This window comes from Streptomyces sp. CBMA29 (assembly GCF_014596445.1).
GTDB lineage: Bacteria > Actinomycetota > Actinomycetes > Streptomycetales > Streptomycetaceae > Actinacidiphila.
Map to the genome: position 1 here is coordinate 52,134 of NZ_MECL01000222.1, position 11,399 is coordinate 63,532.

Genomic DNA, 11,399 nt, shown 5'->3' on the forward strand with positions numbered 1-11,399 from the left:
CGCGGAGACACCAGGGGAACCGACGGCGTCCGGCATACACGTGCACCACACACGAGTTGGCCCGCGAGGGTGCGGGCCGGAGGGACAGCGATGGGTAGGACACTCGCGGAAAAAGTCTGGGACGACCATGTCGTCCGCCGCGCCCCGGGCGAGCCCGATCTGCTCTTCATCGATCTTCACCTGCTCCACGAGGTGACCAGCCCCCAGGCGTTCGACGGGCTGCGGATGAACGGCCGACCGGTGCGGCGTACCGACCTCACCATCGCCACCGAGGACCACAACACCCCCACCATCGACATCGACAAGCCCATCGCCGACCCGGTCTCCCGCACCCAGCTCGAAACGCTGCGCAAGAACTGCGCGGAGTTCGGCGTACGGCTGCACCCGCTGGGCGACGTCGAGCAGGGCGTCGTCCACGTGGTGGGCCCGCAGCTCGGGCTGACCCAGCCGGGCACCACCGTGGTCTGCGGCGACTCGCACACCTCCACGCACGGCGCCTTCGGCGCGCTGGCGTTCGGCATCGGCACCTCCCAGGTCGAGCACGTGCTGGCCACCCAGACGCTGCCGCTCGCGCCGTTCAGGACGATGGCGATCACCGTGGACGGCGAACTGCCGCCCGGCGTCACCGCCAAGGACCTGATCCTCGCCGTGATCACGCAGATCGGCACCGGCGGCGGCCAGGGCTATGTCATCGAATACCGCGGCTCCGCCATCGAGAAGCTGTCGATGGAATCGCGGATGACCGTCTGCAACATGTCGATCGAGGCGGGCGCGCGGGCCGGCATGATCGCCCCCGACCAGACCACGTTCGACTACCTGGAAGGGCGCGTGCACGCCCCCAAGGGCGCGGACTGGGACGCGGCGGTGGCGTACTGGAAGACGCTGCGCACCGACGACGACGCGGCCTTCGACCACGAGGTGCGGATCGACGCCGCCACCCTTGCGCCGTTCGTCACCTGGGGCACCAACCCCGGCCAGGGCGCGCCGCTGAGCGCGGCCGTACCGGACCCGGCGTCCTTCGCCGACCCCGGCGACCGGCTCTCCGCCGAGAAGGCGCTGGAGTACATGGGCCTGTCCGCGGGCCAGCCGCTGCGCGAGGTCGCCGTGGACACCGTCTTCGTCGGCTCCTGCACCAACGGCCGGATCGAGGACCTGCGGGCCGCCGCGTCGGTCGTCGAGGGCCGCAAGGTGGCCGACAGCGTCCGCATGCTGGTCGTGCCGGGCTCCGTGCGGGTCGCGTTGCAGGCCGTCGAGGAGGGCCTGGACAAGGTGTTCACCGCCGCCGGCGCCGAATGGCGGCACGCGGGTTGCTCGATGTGCCTGGGTATGAACCCGGACCAACTCGCCCCCGGCGAGCGCTCCGCGTCCACCTCGAACCGCAACTTCGAGGGACGGCAGGGCAAGGGCGGCCGTACGCACCTGGTCTCGCCGCAGGTCGCCGCCGCCACCGCGGTGCTCGGCCACCTCGCCTCGCCCGCCGACCTGTCCGACGCCCCTGTCCTGACGGAGGTCTGAGCCCCCATGGAAGCCTTCACCACGCACACCGGGCGGGCCGTACCGCTGCGCCGCGGCAATGTGGACACCGACCAGATCATCCCCGCGCACTGGCTGAAGAAGGTCACGCGCAACGGATTCGAGGACGGGCTGTTCGAAGCCTGGCGCAAGGACGAGACATTCGTCCTCAACGCCCCCGAGCGACGCGGCGCCACCGTGCTCGTCGCCGGCCCCGACTTCGGCACCGGTTCGTCGCGCGAACACGCGGTCTGGGCCCTCCAGAACTACGGCTTCAAGACCGTGATCTCGTCCCGCTTCGCGGACATCTTCCGCGGTAATTCGCTGAAGAACGGCCTGCTCACGGTCGTATTGCCGCAGGAGACGGTGGAATCGCTCTGGAAACTGGTCGAGGCCGATCCGCAGGCCGAGATCACCGTCGACCTGGTGGCCCGCGAGGTGCGCGCCGAAGGTGTCACGGCGCCGTTCGAACTGGACGACAACGCCCGCTGGCGGCTGCTGGAAGGGCTGGACGACATCAGCCTGACCCTCGCCAACGAGGCCGACATCTCGGCGTTCGAAGCCGGTCGGCCGTCCTTCAAGCCGAGCACCGTGCAGGTCTGACCGACCCGTTCGGCCCCGTCCGGACCCAAGAAGCGCCCTCTGCCCGTCCGCAGAGGGCGCTTCTGCGTGTTCCGGCGATGTCTGGTCCGGTCCCGAAGTGCCCGTGGGGGCGGCCCAGGAGGGCCCTTCCGGACGGTCCAGGAGTGTCCGGAAAACGGCCCGGAACACCCGGTTGGCCCTGTCGCTCCCGACAACTCGCCGCAGATGGCACAATCGACGCATGGAACGCGACGGCCAACTCCAGCTCTACGGGGTTCTCGCCGCGCGTCTGAAGCAGGCGCATCTGCGCGTCGCGAATCCCGAAGTCCCTGATGGGACACGGCGGGAGTTGAGTCGCCGGCTGCTCGCGGTGACCGCTGTGGCGAAGCACGATCTCGCCGACGCGGCACGGCGCCTGGACGTGTTAACGGCTGAGTTGGACGACCTCGGAATCCCGGATCGCTGATCCCGTAGAGCACCGAGTTCGTTGCGGCACAAGGGTGATTCGCCCGTTTCGTATTTGATTTGCGGTATATATCCGCCTAGCGTGCGAAAAAGCCCGCACTCATTCGCCGGGCAAGTTTCCGAAGGGGAAGACGTGAACAAGGCGCAGCTCGTAGAAGCGATTGCCGACAAGGTAGGTGGCCGCCAGGCCGCCGCGGACGCGGTTGACGCGGTTCTCGACGCGATCGTCCGTGCGACGGTCTCGGGCGACCGGGTCTCGGTCACCGGTTTCGGTTCGTTCGAGAAGGTGGAGCGTCCGGCCCGTTACGCCCGCAATCCCCAGACCGGGGAGCGGGTCCGGGTCAAGAAGACCTCGGTGCCGCGGTTCCGCGCGGGTCAGGGCTTCAAGGACCTGGTCAGCGGCACCAAGAAGCTCCCGAAGAACGATGTCGCGGTGAAGAAGGCGCCCAAGGGCAGCCTCAGCGGCGGTGCTTCCACCACCACCAAGACCACCACCAAGAAGGCGGCGGCCAAGAAGGCCACCGCGGCCAAGAAGACGGTCGCGAAGAAGGCGTCCGCCGCCAAGAAGACCGTCGCGGCGAAGACCGCGGCGGCGAAGAAGACCGCCGCCAAGAAGGCCACGGCCAAGAAGACCACCGCCAAGAAGGCGGCGGCCAAGAAGGCCCCGGCCAAGAAGGTCACCGCGAAGAAGGCCCCGGCCAAGCGCGCGACCGCCCGCAAGACCGCTGCCAAGCGGAGCGCCACCAGGAAGTAGTCCGTCCCACGGACCGCGACGGGCCGGGTTCCCCCAGGGGGAGCCCGGCCCGCGCTCGTTTTTTTGCCGCCCTCTCGCCTCCAGCGGCTTAAATCCGGTATCGACGGTCCTCTTCGACGGTCGCTCGTTCCTCGCTCCCTGCTCATCGTCTCTTTCGATACCGGCGCCGCCTTTGACTCGCCGGCTACCGGCGAACCCTCAAGCGTCCGGGAAGGTCTGGAGGGTGATGAAGACGACGTGGCGGGTGGGGCCGTCGCCGTCGGTTCTGATGCGGACGCGCTGGCCGGGGCGCAGGAGGCGGAGGCCGCCCGCGTCGAAGGCGGCGGCGTCGAAGGGCAGCGGCGTCCCGTCGTCCAGCAGCACGCTGCCGCCGCGGGTCTCGGGGTCGTAGGTGAACGCGGTTGCCTGCATGGGCCGCAGCCTAGTGCGGCCCGGCCTGTGGGTCAGTCCGCGATCAGCAGCCCGGCGGCGGCCAGCGCCGTACGCGCGCCGACGCCCAGGGCGAGGGCCGCGCGCAGGTCGTCGCCGGTGTCCACGTCCTGCCGCACCGACGGCACCCGCCGCAGGGCGATCTCGCGGGCCCCGGTGGCCAGGTGGCGGGCGCGGGAGGCGCCGCCGAAGGCGGGGGAGAGGGCCGAGCCGCGCGGAGCGGCGAGCAAGGTTGTCCCCACACCGGCCGCGTCGGCCAGAAAAGCCCGTTCCTGGCCGCCCGCGGCCTCCCGGAGCACCAACGCCAGCTCAGCGGGCCGCAAGGCCGGGAGATCGCCGTTCAGCGCCGCGACCGCCGCGTACGGATCGCGGGCCCGCACCCGGTCCGCCCCGTACCGCAGCGCGGCGTTCAGCCCCGCCGCCGGGGCGTCGGGCACCACGAAGGCGCCCAGGGCGGCCAGCTCCGCCCCGGCCCGCTCGTCGTCCGTGACCACGGTCACGTCGGCCACCTCGGCGCAGGCCAGCGCCGCCGCGACCGTGTCCAGCGCGAAGGCCAGGGCCAGCGCGGGCCGTACCGCCCCGGCCGCCGTGGCCAACCGGCTCTTGGCCACGGCCAGCGGCTTCAGCGGCACGACAAGGGACCACTTCCAGGTCACATCTATCGCCACCGCACCATTGTGCGGCCTTCCCCAGGCGCCCCACGGGCCGCCGGGCCCTGGCGTTAACGTGTCCGTAGCCGCAGACTTGTGCGGCTGCCGCACGGGTGGTGCTGCACGAGCCCGTACGAGCGCAGCGTCACAGCAACGAAAAGGAGTCATGGTGTCCCGCCGCAGAATCGGTTTCTGGTACCGGCTGGCGGCCGTCATCGCGAAACCGCCGCTCATTGTGCTGTTCAAGCGGGACTGGCACGGAATGGAGCACATTCCGGCCGACGGCGGTTTCATCACGGCGGTGAACCACAACTCGGCCCTGGACCCGCTGTCGTACGGGCATTTCCAGTACAACACCGGCCGCGTCCCCCGCTTCCTGGCCAAGTCGGGGCTCTTCAAGCCCTTCTTCGTCGGCACGATGCTGCGCGGCACCGGCCAGATCCCCGTCTTCCGGGAGACCACCGACGCCGCGAACGCCTTCCGCGCCGCCGTCGACGCCATCAACTCCGGCGAGTGCGTCGTCTTCTACCCCGAAGGCACCCTCACCCGTGACCCCGACATGTGGCCGATGGTCTCCAAGACCGGCGTCGCCCGCGTCGCGCTGCTCACCAAGGCGCCCGTGATCCCGGTCGCCCAGTGGGGCGCCAACGAGGCCGTGCCGCCGTACGCCAAGAGCAAGCGCGTACGCCTGCTGCCGCGCAGGACGCTGCGGGTCCTCGCGGGCGAACCCGTCGACCTGACCGAGTTCTACGGCCAGGACCCCACCCCCGACGTGCTGCGCGCCGTCACCGAGACCATCATGCTCGCGGTCACCGCGCTCCTCGCCGAGGTACGCCAGGAACCCGCGCCCGCCGCTCTCTACGACCCGCGCAAGGCACGGGAGGGCGCATGACGGTCCGCTGCGCCGTCTACGGCACCGGCTCCTGGGGCACCGCCTTCTCCATGATCCTCGCCGACGCCGGGTGCGAGGTCGCGCTCTGGGGCCGCCGCCCCGAGCTGACCGCGGCGATCAACGCCGACCGCAGGAACCCCGAATACCTCCCCGGCCTCGAACTGCCCGCCGCCGTCACCGCCACCGCGGACCCCGCCGAAGCCGCCGCCGACGCCGAATTCGTCGTCCTGTGCGTCCCGTCCCAGACGCTGCGCGCCAACCTCGCCGACTGGGCACCGCTGCTGCGCCCCGACGCGGTCCTGGTCAGCCTGATGAAGGGCGTGGAACTGGGCACGGCCAAGCTGATGAGCGAGGTCATCGAGGAGGTCGCCAAGGCGGGACCCGACCGTGTCGCCGTCCTGTCGGGCCCCAACCTCGCCCCGGAGATCGCCGCCAGGCAGCCCGCCGCCGCCGTCGTCGCCAGCCGCGACGAAGCCGTCGCCCGCCGCTTCCAGGCCGCCTGCCACACCGGCTACTTCCGCCCGTACACCAACACCGACGTCGTCGGCGTCGAACTGGGCGGCGCCGTCAAGAACGTCATCGGCCTCGCGGTCGGCATCGCCGACGGCATGGGCCTGGGCGACAACACCAAGGCGTCCCTGATCACCCGCGGCCTGGCCGAGACCACCAGGCTCGGCATGGCGATGGGCGCCGACGCGCACACCTTCGCCGGCCTCGCGGGCATGGGCGACCTCGTCGCCACCTGCTCCTCACCGCTGTCGCGCAACCACACCTTCGGCATGAACCTCGGCCGCGGCATGACCCTGGCCGAGACCATCGCCGTCACCAGCCAGACGGCCGAAGGCGTCAAGTCCTGCGAATCCGTGGCCGATCTGGCCCGCAGGCACGGCGTCGACATGCCGCTGACGGACACCGTGGTCGACATCGTGCACAACGGGAAACCGCCCGTCGTGGCCGTACAGGAGTTGATGTCACGCTCCGCCAAGCCGGAACGGTAGGGTCATCGCGACATGAGCAACCTTGCATCCCACGACAGCTCCCAGAGCCCTGACCGGCGCGAATCCGGCCCGGACCGGCCCGCGGACCCGTACGCGGACCGGCGCGTGGTAGGCCACGCGAGCGAGAACTACCCGCGCAAGCCGCGGGTCGCGGTCGTCTTCGGCGGACGCAGCTCCGAACACGGCGTCTCGGTGGTCACCGCTGCCAGCGTGCTCAGCGCCATCGACCGCGACAAGTACGACGTCCTGCCCATCGGCATCACCACCGAGGGCCGCTGGGCACTGACCGCGGACGACCCCGAGCGGATGGCCATCGCCGACCGCCGGATGCCGACCGTCGAGCAGGTCACCGACCACGAGGGCGCCGTCATGCTCCCGGTCGACCCGGCCAACCGCGAGGTCGTCTACACCGAAGCGGGCGCCGTCCCCAAGGCGCTCGGCGAGGTCGACGTCGTCTTCCCCATGCTGCACGGCCCGTACGGCGAGGACGGCACCCTCCAGGGCCTGCTCGAACTCTCCGGCGTCCCGTACGTCGGCGCGGGCGTGCTCGCCTCCGCCGTCGGCATGGACAAGGAGTACATGAAGCGCGTCTTCACCTCCTTCGGCCTGGCCGTCGGCCCCTACACCGTCATCCGCCCCCGCGCGTGGGAACGCGACAGCGAAGCCGTACGCCGCGAGGTCACCGACTTCGCCGCCGAGCACGGCTGGCCGCTGTTCGTGAAGCCCGCCCGCGCCGGATCGTCCTTCGGCATCACCAAGGTCGACGGCCCGGAAGGGCTCGACGCGGCCATCACCGAGGCCAGGCGGCACGACCCCAAGGTCATCGTCGAGGCGCTGCTGCGCGGACGCGAGATCGAGTGCGGCGTCCTGGAGTTCGAGGACGGCCCGCGCGCCTCCGTACCGGCCGAGATCCCGCCGGTCACCAGCCACGCGTTCTACGACTTCGAGGCGAAGTACATCGACTCCGCCGAGGGAATCGTTCCTGCGCCGCTCACCGAGGAGCAGACCGCCGAGGTGCGACGGCTCGCCGTCGAGGCGTTCGAGGCCGCGTCCTGCGAGGGCCTGGTCCGCGCCGACTTCTTCCTGCTGGACAGCGGGGAGTTCGTCATCAACGAGATCAACACGATGCCGGGCTTCACCCCGATCTCGATGTACCCGCGGATGTGGCGGGAGACGGGCGTCGACTACCGGCAACTGGTCGACCTGCTCATCCAGGCGGCGCTGCGCCGCTCGACCGGACTGCGCTAGCACGCCGGGGCCGCGCCTGTGCGCGGCCTCGGACGGACAGCCGAGCCCCGGGGGGGGTCAGACCCCCTCGGGGATCGTCTTCTTCACCGCGTCGGCGAAGTCGGTCAGCGGACTGATGTCATGGGCGAAACGCTTCGGCAGAGCCACCTCGACATACGCCTTGCGCAGCGTCGTCGTCATCAGCACCCCACCGTCGGCACCCTGCTCCACCGACCAGGAGACGCCGTCCACCTCGGCGCCGTAAGTGGAGGGATCCGCGTCAGCGGCGGGCCGCGGAACACCGCAGCGCAACACGACCGGCGGATTGCCCCACCCGGCTGTCAGCTCCGATTTCGGCTTGAGATCATGCCGGGAGAGACCGTCGACCTTCGCGGGCAGCTCGCCGTACAGCGCGTGACAGTATCCGGCGACACGTGCGTCAGGAACCGGTACGGCGATCGCTTCGTCCGTACCGGACGTGAACGCGTAGACCGCCGCCGCAGAAAGGCACGCGACGGCGGACACGGCGGTCAGTACGACTCGGCGATACAGCATCACCGGTGAGCATAGTGGGGGCTAGATATGGACGACGGGGCAGGTCAACGTTCGAGTGATGCCGTCCGCCTGCTGGACTTTGGCGACCACCATGCGGCCGAGATCATCGACCGTGTCTGCTTGGGCCCTGACGATGACGTCATAAGGACCGGTGACGTCCTCGGCCTGAATGACTCCTTCGATCTTGGAGATCACCTCCGCTACTGCCGAGGCTTTGCCGACCTCGGTCTGGATCAGGATGTACGCCTGTACCACGGAACCTCCAGGGCGGCTTCGAGGATCATGTGGGAAGGGGGACGCCACGTTATCGCGTCGTCGCGCACAGCGGGGAGACCCGCGCGGTACCTGACCCCCGTATTGACGGGTCTCACCCCCGTATTGACGGGAAACACGCAGCAGAACCGGCTCAGGCCGCGACTTGAGGGGACGTTGGGATGAAGGGGACTGTGGGCGAGTTGGGCGAGTTCGGGCTCATCAGGGAGTTGACCTCCCGGCTCACCACCACACCCGCGGTGAAAATCGGACCGGGTGACGACGCGGCCGTGGTCGCCGCGCCCGACCGCCGGGTGGTCGCCACCACGGACGTCCTCATCGAGGGCCGCCACTTCCGCCGCGACTGGTCCACCGCCTACGACGTGGGCCGCAAGGCCGCCGCGCAGAACCTCGCCGACATCGCCGCCATGGGCGCCTTCCCCACCGCCGTGCTGCTCGGCCTCGTCGTCCCCGCCGAACTCCCCGCCACCTGGGCCGTCGAACTGATGGACGGCATCCGCGACGAGTGCCAGGTCGCGGGAGCGGCCGTGGTCGGCGGCGACGTCGTGCGCGGCGACACCATCACCGTGGCCGTCACCGCGCTCGGCGACCTCCGCAGCCGCGAGGCCATCACCCGGTCGGGTGCCCGCGCCGGTGACATCATCGCCGTCACCGGCTGGCTCGGCTGGTCGGCCGCCGGACTCGCCGTGCTCTCCCGCGGCTTCCGCTCCCCGCGCGCCTTCGTGGAGGCCCACCGCCGCCCGGAACCGCCGTACCACGCGGGCCCCGCGGCGGCCGAACTCGGCGCCACCGCCATGACCGACGTCAGCGACGGCCTGGTCGCCGACCTCGGCCACATCGCCGCCGCCAGCGGCGTCGACATCGACCTGCGCTCCGCCGACATCGACGTACCCGCCCAGATGTCCGACATCGGGCAGGCCGTCGGCGTCGACCCGCTGCACTGGGTGCTCACCGGCGGCGAGGACCACGCGATCGTCGCCGCCTTCCCCCGCGACGTGAAGCTGCCCGCCCGCTGGCGCGTCATCGGCGCCGTCAGCGCACCCGCGGGCCGCGCTCCGCAGGTCACCGTGGACGGCGCGCCCTGGGACAAGGCGGGCGGCTGGGACCACTTCGGGGACGAGGAGTGACCACGTCGGCCGTAACGTCGGCCGTGGCAGGGCCCGTACGGGCCCCCGCCCGGGTGCTCACCGTCGCCGGATCCGACTCCGGCGGCGGCGCGGGCATCCAGGCCGACCTCAAGACCATGCTCGCCCTCGGCGTGCACGGCATGAGCGTGCTCACCGCCGTCACCGCGCAGAATTCGCTGGGCGTCCACGGCGTCTGGGACCTGCCGGAGGCGGCCGTACGCGCCCAGTTCCACGCCGTCGTCGGCGACATCGGGGTGGGGGCGGTCAAGACCGGCATGCTCTCCTCGGCGGCCCTCACCGAGACCGTCGCCGGTCTCCTCGCCGCACTGGACGGCCGCGTCCCCGTCGTCGTCGACCCGGTCGGGATCTCCAAGCACGGTGACGCGCTGCTCGCTGCGGAAGCCGTCGAGACCGTACGCACCCGGCTGCTGCCGCTCGCCACCGTCGCCACCCCCAACCTGGACGAGGTCACCCAGCTCACCGGCCGTACCGTCCACGACGAGGCCGGCATGCGGGCCGCGGCCGACGCCGTACTCGCCCACGGGCCGCGCTGGGTCCTGGTCAAGGGCGGCCACCTCGCCGACAGCCGCTCGGCCGAGGCCGTCGACCTGCTCACCGACGGCTGCGCCGAGCACTGGTACCGCGCCCCACGGCTCGACAACCGGCACACCCACGGGACGGGCTGCACCCTGGCCAGCGCGATCGCCTGCCACCTCGCCCTCGGCCACGACGTGCCGGACGCCGTCGCACTGGCGAAGACGTACGTGACCGGCGCCATCGCGGCGGGCTTCCCGCTCGGCGCCGGGACCGGCCCCGTCGACCACGGCTGGCGCACGCGCTGAGCCGTCATCCGCGGCGGCCGTCATCCGCGCCGCGCGGGCACCCGTACCACGCAAGAAAACCGGCCCACCCTGAGGTGGACCGGCATTCGAGTAGCCGCTAAGGCTGCGCTGCTACGACGTGACGTACGACGACGCGTCAGCGCGAGACCTTACCGGCCTTGATGCACGAGGTGCAGACATTGAGGCGCTTCGGCGTCCGCCCGACCACTGCACGCACGCGCTGGATGTTGGGATTCCAACGACGCGGGGTACGGCGGTGCGAGTGGGAGATGCTGTTGCCGAAGCCCGGCCCCTTGCCGCAGACGTCGCAGTTGGCAGCCACGGGTCACTCCAAAGACTTCAGATGCACTTACGATGAAAAGCCTGAGAGACCCCCAGGCAACCGGAGCAGCATACAACGACCGCTCCCGGACAACGAAACTACCATGGTCCGCGGGCCCCCCGATCCGGACCGCCCGCCCCCGTGACCGGGGTCACGACCAGGCCCTTTCCGGGCGATCATGAACGGCCCCTTCGCCGCCTGGACCGCCCGTGACCGCCCGGAAAGGGCCTAGGCTCACCTGGCAGTTCCCGATATCCCGGTGTTCCGCAGGAGGACCCGTTGCCGCCCTCGCTCGACGCTTCCGCGGTGCTCGCCTGGTGCCGCCTCTCGCTCCAGGCACTGGGCAGGGCCCGCGAGGAGATCGACGCGATCAACGTCTATCCCGTCGCGGACGGGGACACCGGCACCAATCTGTACCTGACGTTCGAGTCCGCCGCGCAGGCCGTGGAAGCGGTCTTCGACGCGCACGCGACGGCCGCCGCCCCCGCGACCCGGCCCACCCTCCCCGACGTGCTCCGCGCCATGTCGCACGGCGCCCTCATCGGCGCGCGCGGCAATTCCGGCACGATCCTCGCCCAGCTCCTGCGCGGCATGAACGAGGCGGTCGCCGCACCGGTCGCCGCCCCGGCCGACGCCCCGGAGCGGATCGGGGCCGCCGAACTGCGGCGCGCCCTGCGGATCGCCGCGGAATCGGCGTACGACGCGGTCGCCCGGCCGGTCGAGGGCACGATGCTGACGGTGGCCGTCGGCGCGGCCGAGGCAGCGGAGGCC

The 11,399-nt window shown here is 71.0% G+C and carries 15 protein-coding genes; 10 read left to right on the forward strand and 5 right to left on the reverse strand.

Annotated elements, in window-relative coordinates; translation table 11 throughout:
* The first annotated feature begins 90 nt into the window (after nucleotides 1-90).
* From leuC to BGM09_RS30620, 4 genes are all read left to right on the forward strand, one after another.
* Nucleotides 91-1,515: a 3-isopropylmalate dehydratase large subunit gene (leuC, locus tag BGM09_RS30605; protein WP_188284975.1), complete on the forward strand. Its 1,425-nt coding sequence runs from the start codon at nucleotides 91-93 to the stop codon at nucleotides 1,513-1,515.
* 6 nt (nucleotides 1,516-1,521) lie between these two features.
* Nucleotides 1,522-2,115: a 3-isopropylmalate dehydratase small subunit gene (leuD, locus tag BGM09_RS30610; protein ID WP_188284976.1), complete on the forward strand. Its 594-nt coding sequence runs from the start codon at nucleotides 1,522-1,524 to the stop codon at nucleotides 2,113-2,115.
* Between the two features lie 220 nt (nucleotides 2,116-2,335).
* Nucleotides 2,336-2,560 (forward strand): hypothetical protein, encoded by a 225-nt coding sequence (locus BGM09_RS30615; protein ID WP_188284977.1) that lies wholly within the window; start codon nucleotides 2,336-2,338, stop codon nucleotides 2,558-2,560.
* Between the two features lie 132 nt (nucleotides 2,561-2,692).
* On the forward strand, nucleotides 2,693-3,313 hold the full coding sequence (locus BGM09_RS30620) for an HU family DNA-binding protein (protein ID WP_188284978.1): 621 nt from the start codon (nucleotides 2,693-2,695) through the stop codon (nucleotides 3,311-3,313).
* A 198-nt stretch (nucleotides 3,314-3,511) separates the two neighbouring features.
* Here BGM09_RS30620 and BGM09_RS30625 read toward each other — a convergent pair whose 3' ends face one another.
* Nucleotides 3,512-3,724, reverse strand: coding sequence for a hypothetical protein (locus tag BGM09_RS30625; RefSeq protein ID WP_188284979.1), 213 nt, complete (start codon nucleotides 3,722-3,724; stop codon nucleotides 3,512-3,514).
* A gap of 32 nt (nucleotides 3,725-3,756) precedes the next feature.
* Nucleotides 3,757-4,410, reverse strand: a complete 654-nt coding sequence (gene cofC / locus BGM09_RS30630) for a 2-phospho-L-lactate guanylyltransferase (protein WP_317452959.1) — start codon at nucleotides 4,408-4,410, stop codon at nucleotides 3,757-3,759.
* 151 nt (nucleotides 4,411-4,561) lie between these two features.
* Here cofC and BGM09_RS30635 point away from each other — a divergent pair, with 151 nt between their 5' ends.
* Genes BGM09_RS30635 through BGM09_RS30645 form a run of 3 tightly spaced genes read left to right on the forward strand, consistent with a single transcriptional unit; the run spans nucleotide 4,562 to nucleotide 7,530 of the window.
* Nucleotides 4,562-5,284, forward strand: coding sequence for a lysophospholipid acyltransferase family protein (locus tag BGM09_RS30635; RefSeq protein ID WP_188284981.1), 723 nt, complete (start codon nucleotides 4,562-4,564; stop codon nucleotides 5,282-5,284).
* Complete coding sequence (locus BGM09_RS30640) at nucleotides 5,281-6,282, forward strand: NAD(P)H-dependent glycerol-3-phosphate dehydrogenase (RefSeq protein WP_188284982.1); 1,002 nt, start codon at nucleotides 5,281-5,283, stop codon at nucleotides 6,280-6,282. The genes BGM09_RS30635 and BGM09_RS30640 overlap by 4 nt, the downstream gene beginning before the upstream one ends.
* A gap of 12 nt (nucleotides 6,283-6,294) precedes the next feature.
* A complete protein-coding gene (locus BGM09_RS30645) occupies nucleotides 6,295-7,530 on the forward strand; it encodes a D-alanine--D-alanine ligase family protein (protein ID WP_188284983.1) in 1,236 nt (411 codons plus the stop codon).
* A gap of 57 nt (nucleotides 7,531-7,587) precedes the next feature.
* On the opposite strand, the gene BGM09_RS30650 is transcribed toward BGM09_RS30645, so the two are convergent.
* On the reverse strand, nucleotides 7,588-8,064 hold the full coding sequence (locus BGM09_RS30650) for a DUF3515 domain-containing protein (RefSeq protein WP_188284984.1): 477 nt from the start codon (nucleotides 8,062-8,064) through the stop codon (nucleotides 7,588-7,590).
* 21 nt (nucleotides 8,065-8,085) lie between these two features.
* Nucleotides 8,086-8,319, reverse strand: coding sequence for an Lrp/AsnC family transcriptional regulator (locus BGM09_RS30655; protein ID WP_188284985.1), 234 nt, complete (start codon nucleotides 8,317-8,319; stop codon nucleotides 8,086-8,088).
* 179 nt (nucleotides 8,320-8,498) lie between these two features.
* Here BGM09_RS30655 and BGM09_RS30660 point away from each other — a divergent pair, with 179 nt between their 5' ends.
* Nucleotides 8,499-9,464: a thiamine-phosphate kinase gene (locus BGM09_RS30660; protein ID WP_188284986.1), complete on the forward strand. Its 966-nt coding sequence runs from the start codon at nucleotides 8,499-8,501 to the stop codon at nucleotides 9,462-9,464.
* Between the two features lie 53 nt (nucleotides 9,465-9,517).
* A complete protein-coding gene (gene thiD / locus BGM09_RS30665; RefSeq protein WP_188284989.1) occupies nucleotides 9,518-10,306 on the forward strand; it encodes a bifunctional hydroxymethylpyrimidine kinase/phosphomethylpyrimidine kinase in 789 nt (262 codons plus the stop codon).
* A gap of 136 nt (nucleotides 10,307-10,442) precedes the next feature.
* Here the strand turns inward: thiD and rpmB are convergent, their stop codons facing one another.
* The gene (gene rpmB, locus BGM09_RS30670; protein WP_028426177.1) at nucleotides 10,443-10,628 is read right to left on the reverse strand and encodes a 50S ribosomal protein L28; all 186 of its coding nucleotides are present in this window, start codon (nucleotides 10,626-10,628) and stop codon (nucleotides 10,443-10,445) included.
* Between the two features lie 279 nt (nucleotides 10,629-10,907).
* On the opposite strand from rpmB, the gene BGM09_RS30675 reads away from it, so the two are divergent.
* A partial coding sequence (locus BGM09_RS30675; protein WP_188284987.1) for a DAK2 domain-containing protein occupies nucleotides 10,908-11,399 on the forward strand: 492 nt, incomplete at its 3' end.